The organism is Roseovarius arcticus, assembly GCF_006125015.1.
Lineage (GTDB): Bacteria > Pseudomonadota > Alphaproteobacteria > Rhodobacterales > Rhodobacteraceae > Roseovarius > Roseovarius arcticus.
The window spans coordinates 3,760,978-3,776,111 of sequence record NZ_SZZN01000001.1 but is presented as its reverse complement, the minus strand read 5'-3'; the positions used below and the strand labels follow the sequence as shown (position 1 = coordinate 3,776,111).

At 61.7% G+C, this 15,134-nt stretch carries 13 protein-coding genes; 5 read left to right on the top strand and 8 right to left on the bottom strand.

Annotation, left to right across the window (positions count from 1 at the left end; all coding sequences use genetic code 11):
• Nucleotides 1–2,037 carry a penicillin-binding protein 1C gene (pbpC, locus tag MK6180000_RS18080; RefSeq protein ID WP_138936017.1) on the top strand — a complete coding sequence of 679 codons (2,037 nt, stop codon included), beginning with the start codon at nt 1–3 and terminating at the stop codon, nt 2,035–2,037.
• Nucleotides 2,038–2,043: 6 nt separating this feature from the next.
• On the opposite strand, the gene rpe is transcribed toward pbpC, so the two are convergent.
• Entirely contained in the window at nt 2,044–2,736 is a 693-nt protein-coding gene (rpe, locus tag MK6180000_RS18075; protein WP_138936016.1) for a ribulose-phosphate 3-epimerase, read from the bottom strand.
• A 132-nt stretch (nt 2,737–2,868) separates the two neighbouring features.
• On the opposite strand from rpe, the gene MK6180000_RS18070 reads away from it, so the two are divergent.
• From MK6180000_RS18070 to MK6180000_RS18060, 3 genes are all read left to right on the top strand, one after another.
• Complete coding sequence (locus MK6180000_RS18070; RefSeq protein WP_138936015.1) at nt 2,869–3,294, top strand: PaaI family thioesterase; 426 nt, start codon at nt 2,869–2,871, stop codon at nt 3,292–3,294.
• 65 nt (nt 3,295–3,359) lie between these two features.
• Entirely contained in the window at nt 3,360–4,808 is a 1,449-nt protein-coding gene (locus MK6180000_RS18065; protein ID WP_138936014.1) for a TrkH family potassium uptake protein, read from the top strand.
• A complete protein-coding gene (locus MK6180000_RS18060; RefSeq protein WP_138936013.1) occupies nt 4,808–6,400 on the top strand; it encodes a thiamine pyrophosphate-binding protein in 1,593 nt (530 codons plus the stop codon). The genes MK6180000_RS18065 and MK6180000_RS18060 overlap by 1 nt, the downstream gene beginning before the upstream one ends.
• 27 nt (nt 6,401–6,427) lie before the next feature.
• Here the strand turns inward: MK6180000_RS18060 and aroC are convergent, their stop codons facing one another.
• Both aroC and ald read right to left on the bottom strand, forming a co-directional pair.
• Nucleotides 6,428–7,534 carry a chorismate synthase gene (gene aroC / locus MK6180000_RS18055; protein ID WP_138936012.1) on the bottom strand — a complete coding sequence of 369 codons (1,107 nt, stop codon included), beginning with the start codon at nt 7,532–7,534 and terminating at the stop codon, nt 6,428–6,430.
• A 96-nt stretch (nt 7,535–7,630) separates the two neighbouring features.
• Nucleotides 7,631–8,743, bottom strand: a complete 1,113-nt coding sequence (ald, locus tag MK6180000_RS18050; RefSeq protein WP_138936011.1) for an alanine dehydrogenase — start codon at nt 8,741–8,743, stop codon at nt 7,631–7,633.
• Between the two features lie 134 nt (nt 8,744–8,877).
• Between ald and MK6180000_RS18045 the strand changes: the two genes are divergently transcribed.
• Complete coding sequence (locus MK6180000_RS18045) at nt 8,878–9,336, top strand: Lrp/AsnC family transcriptional regulator (protein ID WP_138936010.1); 459 nt, start codon at nt 8,878–8,880, stop codon at nt 9,334–9,336.
• 60 nt (nt 9,337–9,396) lie between these two features.
• On the opposite strand, the gene pnp is transcribed toward MK6180000_RS18045, so the two are convergent.
• From pnp to truB, 5 genes are all read right to left on the bottom strand, one after another.
• Nucleotides 9,397–11,529, bottom strand: a complete 2,133-nt coding sequence (gene pnp, locus MK6180000_RS18040; protein ID WP_138936009.1) for a polyribonucleotide nucleotidyltransferase — start codon at nt 11,527–11,529, stop codon at nt 9,397–9,399.
• A gap of 451 nt (nt 11,530–11,980) precedes the next feature.
• Nucleotides 11,981–12,250, bottom strand: a complete 270-nt coding sequence (gene rpsO, locus MK6180000_RS18035; RefSeq protein WP_076529993.1) for a 30S ribosomal protein S15 — start codon at nt 12,248–12,250, stop codon at nt 11,981–11,983.
• Nucleotides 12,251–12,391: 141 nt separating this feature from the next.
• Entirely contained in the window at nt 12,392–13,606 is a 1,215-nt protein-coding gene (locus MK6180000_RS18030) for a calcium-binding protein (protein WP_138936008.1), read from the bottom strand.
• Between the two features lie 75 nt (nt 13,607–13,681).
• Entirely contained in the window at nt 13,682–14,203 is a 522-nt protein-coding gene (locus MK6180000_RS18025; RefSeq protein ID WP_138936007.1) for a DUF1643 domain-containing protein, read from the bottom strand.
• Complete coding sequence (gene truB / locus MK6180000_RS18020; protein WP_138936006.1) at nt 14,200–15,111, bottom strand: tRNA pseudouridine(55) synthase TruB; 912 nt, start codon at nt 15,109–15,111, stop codon at nt 14,200–14,202. The genes MK6180000_RS18025 and truB overlap by 4 nt, the downstream gene beginning before the upstream one ends.
• Nucleotides 15,112–15,134: the final 23 nt, after the last annotated feature.

Genomic DNA, 15,134 nt, shown 5'->3' with positions numbered 1-15,134 from the left:
ATGCGCGCGCATCGCTGGCTCTTTGCGCTCGCTCTGACGCTGGTCCTTGCGGGCGGCGGTCGCGATGCGCTGGACCGCTGGATCGCGGCGACCCCCCTACCCGCGATGCTTACCTCGACCGGGGCCGAGGTGCTGGACCGCAATGGGCAAACCTTGCGCATCTACACAGTTGCCGATGGCCGCTGGCGGCTAGAGCCGGGGCGCGTGGATGCTGCATTTACCGATATGCTGATCGCCTATGAGGATCGCCGCTATCTCAGCCATTCCGGTGTCGATCTGCGCGCGTTTGCACGCGCCGCACTGCAGGCCGTGCGCAGTGGCGGCATCGTATCAGGCGGCTCAACGCTGACGATGCAAGTCGCGCGCCTGATGGAGGATGGCAGCACCGGGCAATGGGCGGGCAAGCTACGGCAAGTCAGGCTGGCATTGGCGCTGGAGCGGCGGCTAACCAAGTACCAGATCCTGAAAATCTACCTGACCCGTGCACCCTATGGCGGCAATATCGAGGGTATTCGCGCCGCTACTCTGTCGTGGTTCGGCAAGGAGCCTGCACGCCTGACCCCCGCCGAGGCGGCGCTGCTGGTCGCCCTGCCTCAATCGCCCGAGGCGCGCCGCCCGGATCGCCACCGCGCCGCAGCACGCGCCGCCCGCGACCGCGTGCTGGACCGCATGACGCAGCAAGGCGTGCTGAGCGCTGAGGCCGCGAGCGCCGCCAAGCTGGACCCGGTGCCGACCGCGCGGCGCCCATTCCCCGCGCTTGCCCCGCATCTGGCAGACCGTGCCATAGCAGACGCGCCCGCTACGCTGCGCCACGACCTAACCATCGACGCCGGCCTACAGGCCCAGTTGGAAACGCTGGCCGCACGCGCGGTGCGCGGCCTGCCCGGCGCGGTGTCGGTCGCCATCGTGCTCGCTGATCATCGCAGCGGCGACATCCTTGCCTCTGTCGGCTCGGCTGGGTTTGACAATGGCGCGCGGCAGGGCTTCGTCGATATGACACAGGCGCTGCGCTCACCCGGATCGACGCTCAAGCCGGTGATATATGCCATGGCATTCGATCGCGGCCTCGCGCATCCACAAACGCTGATTGACGATTCGCCCGTCCGCTTTGGCGATTACGCGCCGCAAAATTTCGACGGCCATTTTCGCGGCGAGGTGACTGTGGCAGACGCGCTGCGCCAATCGTTGAACATCCCTGTGGTGCGGCTGATGGACGAGATTGGCCCGGCCCACCTGATGGACGTCATGCGCCGCGCCGGGATGGACGCGCAGTTGCCCGGCGATCATGCCGGGCTTGCCATCGCGCTGGGCGGTGTCGGCGTTACGCTAACGGATATGGTGCAGCTTTATGCGGCCCTACCGCGCGGCGGTGATGCGATCCCGCTGCGCTGGCGGCAAGGCGGCGGCGCACCTGTACCCACCCGCATCCTCAGCGCATCAGCCGCTTGGCAAGTGGGCGATATCCTATCGGGCCTCGCGCCGCCGCAGAATGCGCCCAGCCGCGCGCTCGCCTACAAGACGGGCACCTCTTATGGCCACCGCGACGCGTGGGCGCTCGGCTATGACGGCGCGCATGTGGCCGGCGTATGGATCGGGCGGCCCGACGGCACGCCGGTGCCGGGCGCATTCGGCGGCGATCTGGCGGCGCCCATCCTATTTGAGGCGTTCCAAAGGCTAAAACCGCAGCCCGATCCGCTGCCCGCCCCCCCGCCAGAGACGCTGATCGTGTCCACCGCCGAACTGCCGCAGCCTTTGCGCCGCTTTACCGGGCGAAACGCCATATTCGCCAAGGACCCCAGTGCGCCCGAGCTGATTTTTCCACCCGACGGCGCGCGCTTTGCCAGCGCCGTGCCGGGCCTGCCGGTCAAAGTGCGCGGTGGTACGCCGCCTTATACATGGATGGCAAACGGCCAGCCGCTGCTGACAGGCGTGCGGGTGCCGCAGGCGAACATCATGGGGCTAGGCGCAGGCTTCAGCCAGATATCAGTGATTGACGCACTGGGCCGTAGCGCGCGGGTGAACATCCGACTAGATTGACGCAGCCTAAGCCAGCGCGCCCTCGGCCGCTGCACGGATAGCCCGAATATTCTCGCCGTAAGGCGCAGGGTCATCCACGCTGCCGCCCTTGAACACGCCTGATCCGGCGACGAACACATCCGCGCCCGCCTCGGCCATCAAAGGCGCGGTTTCGGGCGTCATGCCGCCGTCAATCTCGATATGGATGGGCCGGTCGCCGATCATGGCGCGCAAGGAGCGGACCTTTTCGATCTGGCTGTGGATGAATTTCTGCCCGCCAAAGCCGGGATTTACTGTCATCACGCATACGAGGTCTATCATGTCCAGCAGGTGCGGCACCGCGTCCAGCCCTGTGCCGGGATTCAACGCCAGTCCGGCCTTGCAACCCGCCCCGCGAATAGCCTGAAGCGTGCGGTGGATATGCGGCCCCGCCTCCAGATGCGCGGTCAGGACGTCGGCGCCCGCATCTGCGTAGGCGTCAATATACGCATCGACGGGCAAGATCATCAGATGCACGTCCATGACGGTCTGAATATGCGGGCGGATCGCCTTGAGCAGAGGCGGGCCGAACGTGAGGTTTGGCACGAAATGCCCGTCCATCACATCGACATGCACCCAGTCGCATCCCTCGGCCTCAATTGCGCGGATCTCCTGTCCGAAATTGGCGAAATCGGCAGAGAGGATCGACGGCGCGATCCTGATCTTGCGGTCGAATGTCATGGGCTGGCTCCGGGGTTAGGCTGATGAGGGCTAAATGCGCCCTAACCCGGCCCAAGGTCAAGGCCGGCCCGATTGCGGCCTGCGCCTGATTGTGGCACCAATCAGTACGCACCGCTACGAAAGGCCCTGACCATGACCGACGCCCCCATTGACCCCTCCCTGCTGGAGGCACCATCCGGCTTGCAAATCCATTTAGGATACAAACTGACCGAGTGGTCACGCGATTACGCGCGAGTTGAGCTGGATTTCGCGCCACAACTGCACAACCGCCAAGGGCTGCTCCACGGCGGCGTTCACGCGCTGATGCTGGACACGGCTATGGGATATGCGGGCTGCTACACGGGCGACAAAGGGTCAAAGCAGGACGCGCTGACCCTATCGATCACGGTAAACTATCTGGCCCAGTTGCAAGGCACGCGCATCATCGCCACGGGCCGGCGCACAGGTGGCGGCCGCAAGACCTACTTTGCTGAGGCACAGATCACCGATGAGACCGGCGTCGTTGCAGCCACCGCCAGCGGCGTCTTTCGCTATCGCAGCGGGCCACTTACAGTCTGAGGCTGGAAGTATTTTTGGCCTGATCCTGCTTGACAGCAGGCAAAGGGCGGGCCAACCCTCCCCTGATGTTAGATCTGCGCCCGGTGGGATATGTTGTCGGCCTGTTGGCCATGGCGCTGGGGCTGGCCATGTTGCTGCCGCTTGTCGTGGATATTGCCGAGGGGCGCGGCCACTGGCACGTTTTCGCACAAACCTCGATCCTGACCATCATGATCGGCGGCCTTGTTGCCGGCGCCTGCCGCAACGGTGTGGGCGAGGGGCTAACCATTCGCCAGACATTCCTTTTGACCACCGGGGTCTGGGTTGTGCTGCCTCTTTTCGGTGCGCTGCCGTTCATGCTGGGCGCAACTGGCCTCGATTTTACCGATGCCGTGTTTGAGGCGATGTCGGGCCTCACGACCACCGGATCGACGGTGATTGAGGGGCTGGATACGCTACCCAAGGGGCTGCTGCTGTGGCGCGGCATCACACAATGGCTGGGCGGGGTCGGTATCATCGTCGTCGCCATGGTGTTCCTGCCAGAATTGCGCGTCGGCGGCATGCAGATTTTCAAGGCCGAAGCCTTTGACACAATGGGCAAGATCCTGCCCCGCGCCACTGAGATCGCCAGCCGTATATCGGTAATTTATCTCGCCATGACGCTGGCCTGCATCATGTCCTACGTCGCAACCGGCATGAACGCTTTTGACGCCACGGTGCATGCCATGACAACCGTGTCGACAGGCGGCATGTCAAATTACGACACCTCCTTTGGCGAGCTTCATAAATCGGCAGAATATGTCGCAGTCATTTTCATGATTCTGTCGGCGCTGCCCTTCGTGCGGTACGTGCAAATGATATCAGGGACGGCAAAGCCACTGCTGCGCGATCCGCAAGTGCGCGGCTTTTTCATCACGATTTCGTCCATCGTCGGCGTGCTGACCGCCTGGCAATTCGTCCAACGCGCGCACTTCACCGAAGAGACGTTTCGCGAGGTGCTGTTCAACGTGGTGTCGATCATCACCGGCACCGGCTACGCCAGCGAGGATTATATGTTGTGGGGGCCGTTCGCCGTCGCAATCTTCTTCTTTACCGGGCTGATCGGTGGCTGCGCCGGATCGACCGCCTGCTCCATCAAGATTTTTCGCTACCAACTGCTGTTTGCGTCAATCCGCGTACAACTGGCCCGGATTCGCACGCCGCATGGCGTCTTCACGCCGCGCTATTCCGGCAAGGCAGTCGGTGACGACGTGTTAAACTCCGTCATGTCGTTCTTTGTTTTCTTTACCGTCAGCCTCGGCCTGATCGCAGTCCTGCTGGGCATGACTGGCCTCGATTTCACCACCGCACTTTCGGGCGCCGCAACCGCGCTGGGAAATATCGGACCCGGACTTGGCGACGTCATTGGCCCCTCGGGCAACTTTGTCACGCTGAATGACACGGCGAAATGGATCTTGACGGCTGCCATGCTGATCGGCCGCTTGGAGCTGCTTGTCGTTTATGCCATATTTACCGTAACATTCTGGAGAATCTGATGCCTGATACATCCCGAACCCGCCCCTTGGGCGCTCAAATCTCGCATATGCTGAAATCACGGGGTGTCGACACCATTTTTGGCATCCCCGGCGTGCATAACCAGGAAATGTACCGCGGCATCGAAGAGGCAGGCATCCGCCACCTTCTGGCGCGGCACGAACAGGGCGCAGGCTTCATGGCCGACGGCTATGCGCGCGCCAGTGGCAAGCCGGGCATCGCCTATGTGATTACAGGGCCGGGCCTTTGTAACACCATGACCCCGATGGGGCAGGCCTACTCTGATAGCGTGCCGATCCTCGTGCTGTCCTCGTGCCTTGACGATACGGCGGCAACGCGCGGCCAATTGCACCAGATGCTGGATCAGCAGGCGGCAGGCGGATGCGTGTCAGACTGGTCCTACACCGCAAATACAGCGGCCGCCGCCTACACCCTGATCGACCGTGCGCTGACCGAATTCCAGACAAAGCGCGCACGGACCAAGCATATTCAGGTGCCGATCGCCGCGCTTGAGGGTGAGGCCGTCGCCGCACCCGATGCGCCGCCCAGCGTGAAGCCGGTGCGCCACGTCCTGCCCGACGGCATCGCAGGCCAGATCATGGCGGCAAATCGCCCGCTCTTTATCCTGGGCGGCGGGGCCGTCCGCGCCTCCGAGCAGGCACGCCGCGCGCTAACAACGCTCAAGGCTGCCAGCTTCCCGACTGACGCGGGGCGGGGCATTATTTCGGTCGAAGGCGATCCGCTGCACTATGGCGGCTATCTGGGCCGACCTGAGACGGCAAAGGTCGCGGCAAGTGCCGATCTGGTCATCGTTGTTGGCAGCGAGCTGTCCGAGACGGACCTCTGGCGCGCCAAGCTGGAGCATACCTGCCAGATGATCCGCGTCGACATCGACCCCGAAGTGCTGGGCCAAGAGCCCCGCAGCATCGCGGTGCCGATGGACGCAAATGATTTTTTCACCGGGCTGAACGCCGCCATTGAGGGCCACAGTGCTAAAACCTCATGGGACGCGGGCGAGGTCACGAAGGCGCGCAAACGCTGGCGCGCCGAAGCCGATTCCGAACGGCCCGGCATTGCGCGCATCTGCGACGCCCTGAAAGAGGTGATGCCCGAGGACACGATGTTCTACTCGGACATGACTCAGTTCGCCTATGCCGGTAAGGAATTCTGGGATATGGACCGGCCCGGCCACTGGCACCACCCCTACGGCTTTGGCACGCTGGGCTATGCGCTACCTGCCGGCATCGGGGGCGCGGCCGCCCGGCCCGGCCTGCCGACGGTCGTGATCGCGGGCGATTATGGCTTCCAATACACCGTGCAAGAGCTGGGAACAGCCGTCGAACTGGGCCAGCCACTGCCGATTCTGCTGTGGGATAACGGCAAGCTGAAAGAGATCGAGGACAGCATGGTCGCCGCCCAGATCGCACCCAATTCGGTGATCGCCCACAATCCCGATTTCGTCGCGCTGGCCAAGGCGTACGGCTGCGAGGCGACGGCGCCGAAATCACTCGGAGAGCTGAAGAAAGCCGTCACGGCGGCGTTCAAAGCGGACGGGCCGACGCTGATCTACATGACCGGCGACATGAAGGATTAATCTGCCAATCGGCAAATGTGGGGCGCGTCAGCCGATGCGCCCCACAGGCCCGATGCAGCCCGTCTGCCCGCGATGCAGCAGCAGATGGTCCAGCAAAACGCAAGCCATCATCGCCTCGCCCACTGGCACGGCACGGATGCCGACACAAGGATCATGGCGGCCCTTGGTCACCACCTCTGTCGCCGTCCCATCCATTCGGATCGATGCACGCGGGCTAAGGATCGACGACGTTGGTTTGACCGCAAAGCGCACGACGACCTCTTGCCCTGTCGATATACCGCCAAGGATGCCGCCCGCATGATTACTGCTGTATACCGGGCCATCCTTGCCCATGAAAATCTCGTCAGCGTTATCGGTGCCCATCAATTCGGCAGCGGCCATCCCCTCACCGATCTCGACGCCCTTCACAGCGTTGATCGACATCATCGCAGCGGCCAGATCGGTATCCAGCTTGGCATAGATCGGCGCGCCCAGCCCCGCAGGCACGCCCCGCGCAACCACCTCAACGACTGCGCCGACCGAGTTGTGGGCCTTGCGCAGTTTTTGCAAATACGCCTCCCAATCGGGCGCGGCATTGGCGTCTGGTAGCCAAAAATCGTTGCCCTCAATCGCGTCCCAGTCGAACGCCGCACGGTCCAGCGTCATCGCGCCCATGCGCGTCATGTAGCCCTTGATCTGCACTTCGGGGACCAACTGGCCCAAGGCCGCGCGTGCGATACCGCCCGCCGCCACCCGCGATGCCGTCTCGCGTGCGCTGCTACGCCCGCCGCCACGATAGTCGCGCAGGCCGTACTTCTGGTGATAAGTGATATCCGCATGACCGGGCCGAAACGTATTCGCGATGTCGCCATAATCACGGCTGCGCTGATCGGTATTCTCAATCATCAACTGGATGGATGTTCCGGTGGTTTTCCCCTCAAACACACCCGACAGAATGCGAACCGCGTCAGCCTCATTCCGCTGGGTCATATTTTTGTTCTGGCCGGGGCGCCGCTTGTCCAGCCACTGTTGTAGCATCGCCTCGTCCACTGGCACGCCCGGCGGGCAGCCATCGACCGTCGCGCCCAACGCAGGCCCATGGCTTTCGCCCCATGTCGTGACGCGAAACATATGTCCGAAAGTATTGAGGCTCATGGCGCGGCTCCTTTGCCGCTTGGTCTAGCTGCCCGGTCCGTATCCCTCAAGGGATTTTGGCAATAGGGCCACCGCCATAGCAGCGGCCCCATGGCGTCAAACCAGCGACTTAGGGTCTACGGTGTCAATTCCCAGTGCAGTACCGACTGCCTCATAAGTCAGCTGCCCGGCATGGACATTCAGGCCGTTCAAGAGGTTCGGATCATCCGCGCAAGCCTTCTTCCAGCCCTTATCGGCAAGCGCCAGCATGAAGGGCATCGTGGCGTTGCCCAGTGCGATGGTTGATGTGCGCGCGACCGCGCCCGGCATATTGGCGACGCAGTAATGCACGATACCATCGACCTCATAGATCGGGTCTTTGTGGGTCGTGGCCTTGGACGTTTCGAAACAGCCACCTTGGTCGATGGCAACATCCACCAGAACCGAGCCGGGCTTCATGAGCGATAGTTGATCGCGGCTAACCAGCTTAGGCGCGGCGGCACCGGGTATCAGAACGGCGCCCACGATCATATCCATGCGCGGCAGCAGCTCCACAACGGCGCCCTTGTCGGAATATTGCGTCGTCAGGCGGCCCATAAAAATATCGTCCAGATATGACAGCCGCGCGATCGACCGATCAAGCACGGTAACGTTCGCGCCCATACCCACGGCCACGCGGGCCGCGGCGGCGCCCACTACGCCGCCGCCGATGACTGCAACATTTGCAGGTCGAACGCCCGGCACGCCGCCCATCAGGACGCCGCTACCACCATTGGCCTTTTGCAGCGCCCATGATCCGGTCTGCGGCGCAAGGCGCCCGGCGACCTCGGACATCGGTGCCAGAAGGGGCAGGCCGCCATTGCGGTCTGTCACCGTCTCATACGCGATGGCTGTGCAGCCTGACGCAATCAGATCGCGCGTCTGGTCAGGGTCCGGGGCGAGGTGCAGATAGGTGAACAACAACTGGCCCTCACGCAGCATCTTGCGCTCAACTGCCTGTGGCTCTTTGACCTTGACGATCATGTCGGCGGTGGCAAACACTTCTTCGGCGGTGTCGATGATCTTGGCGCCGATAGAGGTGTAGTCGTCATCGGTAAATCCGGAGCCGATCCCGGCGCCAGACTGGATCAGAACGTCATGGCCGTGCGATACGGCCTCTTGCGCCGCGTTGGGCGTAATGCCGACGCGGAATTCCTGTGGCTTGATTTCGGTGGGGCATCCGATTTTCATTGTTGGCTCTCCTGTTGATACATCCAGATATGAGGCAAGCACTACGCAATCCGTTTGAAATTTCGCCTGTCAGAACGCTTTTCATGGCAAGATTCTTCGATAGACTACCCCAAAACGTGAAAGGATTTGCGAGAATGTCCCTCGATGCGATGGATCGCCGCCTGCTGACCGTCTTGCAAAAGCAGGGTCGCATCTCGAACGCGGATCTTGCCGATAAGGTCAATCTGTCCGCCAGCGCCTGCCACCGCCGGGTGCAACGGCTAGAGACCGAGGGGTATATCGCGGGCTACGTTGCCCTGCTGGACGCGCGCAAAATGGGCGTCTCGGCTACGATATTTGTGGAAATTACATTATCTGCGCAGGCCGATTCTGTGCTGGAGGCGTTTGAGAAGGCCGTCGCGCGCGTCCCCGACGTGCTGGAATGTCACCTGACCGCTGGGACGGCGGATTACATCCTCAAGATTGTCGCCGAAAATACCGAGGATTTCGCCCGTATCCATCGGCAATACCTGACGCGCCTGCCCGGCGTGGCCAAGATGCAAAGCAGCTTTGCCCTGCGAACGGTGTGCAACACGACAGCGCTGCCGGTCTGAACGCAAAAGGCCCCGGCGCATCCGCAGGGGCCCTCGCATTTCGCTGCCTAGAGGCAGTTATCAGTCGCTGTCGCCGTCAGCCGCGACTTCTTCGCCGGTTTCCTGATTGACGACTTTCATCGACAGACGCACCTTGCCGCGATCGTCAAAGCCAAGCAGCTTGACCTTCACGTCTTGGCCTTCCTTCAACACATCCGAGGGATGGTTCAGGCGGCGGTTCTCGATCTGGCTCACATGCACGAGGCCGTCACGCTTGCCAAAGAAGTTCACGAACGCGCCGAAATCGACGATCTTGACGACTTTGCCATCATAGACCTGGCCTTCTTCGGGCTCGGCCACGATCGAATAGATCATGTCGTAGGCCTTCTTGATGGCCTCGGCGTTGGGCGATGCAATCTTGATGACGCCTTCGTCGTTGATGTCGACTTTGGCACCCGACACTTCGACGATCTCGCGGATGACCTTGCCGCCCGAACCGATGACTTCGCGGATTTTGTCCGTGGGAATCTGCATCGTCTCGATACGCGGCGCATGGATTGAGAAATCCTGAGCGCCAGTAAGCGCCTTGGACATCTCGTTCAGGATGTGAATCCGTCCGTCCTTGGCCTGTGCGAGCGCCTTTTTCATGATGTCAGGCGTGATGCCTGCAATCTTGATGTCCATCTGCAAGGACGTGATGCCCTTTTCGGTGCCTGCGACCTTGAAATCCATGTCGCCGAGGTGATCCTCGTCGCCCAAAATGTCAGTCAGGATTGCGTATTCGCCATCCTCTTCCATGATCAGGCCCATGGCGACGCCAGCCACAGCTGCCTTCAGCGGAACGCCCGCATCCATCATCGACAGTGAACCACCGCAAATCGACGCCATAGAGCTGGAGCCGTTCGATTCGGTGATCTCAGACACAACGCGAATGGTGTACGGGAAATCCGTCGCAGCAGGCAGAACCGCCTGAAGCGCGCGCCAAGCCAACTTGCCATGGCCGATTTCGCGGCGACCGGGAGGGCCCACGCGCCCAGCTTCGCCAACCGAATAGGGAGGGAAGTTGTAGTGCAGCAGGAAGTTGGATTTGAAGTTGCCATGCAGCGCGTCGATGAACTGCTCATCGTCGCCGGTGCCCAGCGTGGTCACGACCAAGCCTTGCGTCTCGCCGCGCGTGAACAGCGCCGAGCCATGCGTACGGGGCAGAAGGCCCGTCTGGCTGACGATTTCGCGCACGGTATCCAATGCCCGGCCGTCGATCCGCTTGCCGGTTTTCACGACATCACCGCGCAGAACGGTGGCTTCCAGCTTCTTCAGCGCCGCGCCGAGGTTTGCATCGTCCAGTTGCTCATCAGACAGAGATGCCTTGATCTCGTCCTTGGCGGCAGACACCGCACCAGTGCGTTCCTGCTTGTCGGTGATCGCATAGGCAGCCCGGATTTTGTCCTCGCCAGCCTTTTTCACAGCAGCATAAAGGTCCGAATAATCGGCGGGCTGGAAATCGAAAGGCTCTTTGGCAGCATCCTCGGCCAAGTCGATGATCAGGCCGATGACCGGCTGCATCTGCTCATGGGCGAAGTTCACGGCGCCCAGCATTTCTTCTTCGGTCAGTTCGTAGGCTTCGGATTCGACCATCATCACGGCGTCTTGCGTACCTGCAACGACCAGATCCAAACGCTGATCGGGATTGTTCTTGAGGTCGTGCATATCGTCGACTGTCGGGTTCAGAATGTACTCGCCATCCTCAAATCCAACGCGGCAGGCGGCAATCGGCCCGCGGAAGGGCGCACCGGAAATCGTCAGCGCAGCCGAGGCAGCGATCATAGCAACCATGTCAGGATCGTTGACCAGATCGTGGCTAAGCACTGTGCACATCACCAGTGTCTCGTTCTTGAAACCGGGGACAAAAAGCGGGCGGATGGGTCGGTCGATCAGACGCGCGGTCAGCGTCTCTTTTTCGGACGGGCGCGCTTCGCGCTTGAAAAAGCCGCCTGGTACTTTGCCAGCCGCGTAATATTTTTCTTGGTAGTGGACCGTCAGCGGAAAGAAATCCATGCCCGGCTTGGGCGATTTCGCAAACGTGACGTTGGCCATGACGCTGGTCTCGCCCAAGGTGGCGATGACCGATCCGTCTGCTTGGCGGGCAATCTTGCCCGTTTCCAGTGTCAGCGTCTCTTCGCCCCACTGGATTGATTTTTTCACTTCGTTGAACATCTATCGTTTCCTATCTGGAGGCGTACCGGACCCCTGCCCGACCCTCCGATTTTTCAATGGCGGCCCCATTGCCGCCGACCCCAATAATCTTGTCATCTGGGTGCCGGGGCCATGGCACGCAGTTTCAGATGTGGGGGCCATACAGCAGAATGGGATGAATTGAAAGGTAGTGAGGCACAGCGGGGGCGCGCGGCATTACGGGCGTCGGAAACATGACCGCGGCTGTTGATCTAGTCGTCGGGGAGCACCTCGGCGAGGAGCCTCTTGGCTGAAGACCGGCGCGGCCCTGCTGCCGACGCATGACGTTGGAGGTGCTCGTCACGCCCAACGGTCGGCAACGAAACAAATGATCGCCAGTTTCGCGCCCGCTGTGCGGGGTGCAGGTGCACAAATGCAAAGGCCGCCTGGGAAAACCAAGGCGGCCAAAGTTTTGTAAATTAGCTCGAAACGCTTAGCGGCGGATGCCCAGACGCTTGATCAGGTCTTGGTAGCGTGCCTCATCCTTGGACTTGGTATAGTCCAGCAGCTTGCGGCGCAGCGCGACCATCTTCAGAAGGCCACGGCGACCGTGGTTGTCCTTCTTGTGGGTCTTGAAATGCTCTGTCAGCGTAGTGATGCGCGATGTGAGGATGGCAACCTGAACCTCGGGCGAGCCAGTGTCGCCTTCCTTGGTTGCAAATTCCTTCATCAGGCGGTGCTTTTCTTCGACGGTAATCGACATCGGGATCTCCTTTTAACAGGGGTTGCGGGCGCAAGCCGGGATGTCGTCCAGCAGGGTCCATAGAGAATCTGCACGCAAGCCGATGGCGGGCGCACTGGGGGCGTATAGGCGAATTGGGATCGTTTGGGAAGGGCCGGGATGCTACAGCATCACACCGGCTGGCAGCATGCTGGATCCGACCAGCGTGATGTGGCCCGCGTTCAGCCCCGGCACATTGTTAATCGTAGCGATTTGAATCCCGTTCAGCATGATATGCTGCACGCTGGCATTGTCGGGATCAGGGGAAAGATCCACGTCAGGCTCGCCTCCGGTGATATCGTCATAGACCACCAACAAACTGTCCTCGCCAGGGGCGAAGTCAAGAATATCCGCCTGATGCTCCATGCTTAGCCACTCACCCAGCAGGACGGTATCAGCCCCGTCGCCGGTGGTCACGATATCGCCTGCCCCAGCGATGATAAGGTCGGCGCCGCCGCCGCCGTTAAGAAAGTCGCTGACGTCTGTATCATCCCAGCCATCCGTGCCATCATCATCCTCAAGGCCAGACAATGTGTCGTCGCCCCAGCCGCCAAATAAAACATCTGCCCCAGTTCCACCGCGCAGTACATCGTCGCCCAGTCCGCCGTGAATGGCGTCGTCATCGTCGCCGCCGTCCAGCGTGTCGTTGCCATGCCCTCCGACGAGGCTGTCGTCGTTTGCACCGCCTGCCATAGTATCGTCGCCGCCATGGCCGAACACGTGGTCTTCTCCGTCCTCACCCTTCACATCGTCCTGGCCCGCGCCGCCATGCAGTGTGTCACTGCCGGCGCCTCCGTCAAGCGTATCGTCGCCGAGCGCACCCCACAATTCGTCGTCGCCCTCCGCACCAGTTAACTTGTCATCTCCATCATAGCCGTTGGCGACATCTCGGTCGCTCGTTCCGGCCATATGATCGTCTTCAACTGTGCCAACAGCAACGCGCTGGATAGTTTCTGCGTCGCTGACCTTGGTGGCCTGCGCAACGTCATTGGGCAGCTTATCCGCAGGGAGGACATCGGCAAGTGTGTCGCTCACTGACGTCACATCATTGGTGGGATCAACCAAGTCGCCAGCAGTGTTGTCCTGATCGCCACCATTCGCGACATTCCCCGTCGCTACCTGATGCGTGTCAAGGGTCGCAAAATCCAGAATACTGGTCCCGCTGATTTCCACCCCAGCTTCGTCGGCACTGCTCGGTTCGTCTTGCGATGCTGTGTCATCGCCGTCGCCCGAGTCGTCCCGCCCAGCGCCCTCATGATCGTCCATCGCAGGCGACAAACCTGCAAAGGCGGTCGCGCCGAGCGCCATCATTCCCATAAGGCCTGCAAGAAACAGCATGTCGTCAATCCTGATGATCCAGCATCCAACATGCGAGATCTGCCGCGTGCATAACAGACAATTCCCTGCAAGTGGTTAACGCGACTGCATTATATCCCACAATTCGGGTTGGCGCGCATACGCGACATATAGCGGATGGCGCGGATGGCCGTCCTTGGTCAGGCCCAGATGATGTACCGCGCCGCCAGCGTTGATGAGCAAGGCCGCGACCTGCGCGCCCCGGTCCAGATGCGCGCCGTGGGTGCCCCATGCGGCGATGTTGCACCCCGCCCAGTCGCATCCCTCCAAAATGGCCGCGTCGTTGGCAGGGCCGACCGGATCAAGGGCGGCGCGCATTTTGCGCGGGTCGGTGTCGCGCCAAGCAAAGATGTTGCTGACACGAAATGCGCCAAAGCCCAGCGCGCGGGCGCGCCGCTCGCATCGCTCGACCGTCGGGTCGTTCTGGATCTCGGTCGCGGTCGAGGGGTTCAGCATGATAAAATGCGCGCGTCCGGCTGTATCGTCCCAGATGCGGGTCAAAGAGTAACGATACCTCTCGCAGGGCGAATAGATTGCGGTGGACGCGGCGTCGCCCTTCAGATGTGTGCGCGTGATCATTCGGGCGCGGCAAAGACGCGGCTGGGGTGCAATTCGCCCGCCTTGTAGATGCCCACAGCCACTGCGCGGCCCTCTAGTGAGGCCCAGCATTCATCGCCATATTCGGCGTCACCCGGATAGACCATGCCGGGATTACCATTTCGCAGCTTGGCCGCACCTTCGGGTGTGCAGCGTAGTTCGGGCAGGTCGGTAAGACCCACTTCCAGCGGCAGGATATGCGCGTCGATGCTAGGATCGTGCGCCAGTTCCTCGACTTTGTCCAAGGTGATACCCTCTTCGGCCTCGAACGGGCCGGACCAAACACGCCGCAGCCATGTGACGTGCCCCTTGCAGCCCAGTGCATCGCCCAGATCGCGGGCAATGGCGCGCACATAGCCGCCTTTGCCGCACACCATCTCTAGCACGGCGCGGTCTGCATCGGGCCGCTCGGCCAGCAGCAATTCATCCACCCAGAGCGGGCGCGCGGCCAGCGTCACATCCTCGCCGTCGCGGGCCAGCTTATAGGCACGCTCGCCATCAACCTTTACGGCCGAAAACTTGGGCGGCACCTGCATGATATCGCCGGCAAAGCGGTGCAGCGCCTCCTTGATCTCATCATCGGTGGGGCGTGTGTCGCTAGTGGCGATCACCTCGCCCTCTGCATCGTCGGTGTTGGTGGCCGTGCCAAACCGCACCTCAAACCTGTAGGCCTTGAGCGCATCGGTGATGTACGGCACCGTCTTGGTCGCCTCGCCCAGCGCCACGGCCAGAACGCCTGTCGCCTCGGGGTCCAGCGTGCCGGCATGCCCGGCCTTTTTGGCCTGCAATGCCCAGCGCACCTTGTTCACGACGGAGGTGGAGGTGATGCCAGCAGGCTTGTCCACGACCAGCCAGCCTGAGATATCGCGTCCCTTGCGTTTGCGTGCCATGCGGTCCTGCCTTTGATGGATGA

Excerpts from the sequence above, each read along its gene's own strand:
- pbpC (WP_138936017.1), top strand. The coding sequence starts at position 1 with ATGCGCGCGCATCGCTGGCTCTTTGCGCTCGCTCTGACGCTGGTCCTT.
- rpe (WP_138936016.1), bottom strand. The coding sequence starts at position 2,736 with ATGACATTCGACCGCAAGATCAGGATCGCGCCGTCGATCCTCTCTGCC.
- MK6180000_RS18070 (WP_138936015.1), top strand. The coding sequence starts at position 2,869 with ATGACCGACGCCCCCATTGACCCCTCCCTGCTGGAGGCACCATCCGGC.
- MK6180000_RS18065 (WP_138936014.1), top strand. The coding sequence starts at position 3,360 with ATGTTAGATCTGCGCCCGGTGGGATATGTTGTCGGCCTGTTGGCCATG.
- MK6180000_RS18060 (WP_138936013.1), top strand. The coding sequence starts at position 4,808 with ATGCCTGATACATCCCGAACCCGCCCCTTGGGCGCTCAAATCTCGCAT.
- aroC (WP_138936012.1), bottom strand. The coding sequence starts at position 7,534 with ATGAGCCTCAATACTTTCGGACATATGTTTCGCGTCACGACATGGGGC.
- ald (WP_138936011.1), bottom strand. The coding sequence starts at position 8,743 with ATGAAAATCGGATGCCCCACCGAAATCAAGCCACAGGAATTCCGCGTC.
- MK6180000_RS18045 (WP_138936010.1), top strand. The coding sequence starts at position 8,878 with ATGTCCCTCGATGCGATGGATCGCCGCCTGCTGACCGTCTTGCAAAAG.
- pnp (WP_138936009.1), bottom strand. The coding sequence starts at position 11,529 with ATGTTCAACGAAGTGAAAAAATCAATCCAGTGGGGCGAAGAGACGCTG.
- rpsO (WP_076529993.1), bottom strand. The coding sequence starts at position 12,250 with ATGTCGATTACCGTCGAAGAAAAGCACCGCCTGATGAAGGAATTTGCA.
- MK6180000_RS18030 (WP_138936008.1), bottom strand. The coding sequence starts at position 13,606 with ATGCTGTTTCTTGCAGGCCTTATGGGAATGATGGCGCTCGGCGCGACC.
- MK6180000_RS18025 (WP_138936007.1), bottom strand. The coding sequence starts at position 14,203 with ATGATCACGCGCACACATCTGAAGGGCGACGCCGCGTCCACCGCAATC.
- truB (WP_138936006.1), bottom strand. The coding sequence starts at position 15,111 with ATGGCACGCAAACGCAAGGGACGCGATATCTCAGGCTGGCTGGTCGTG.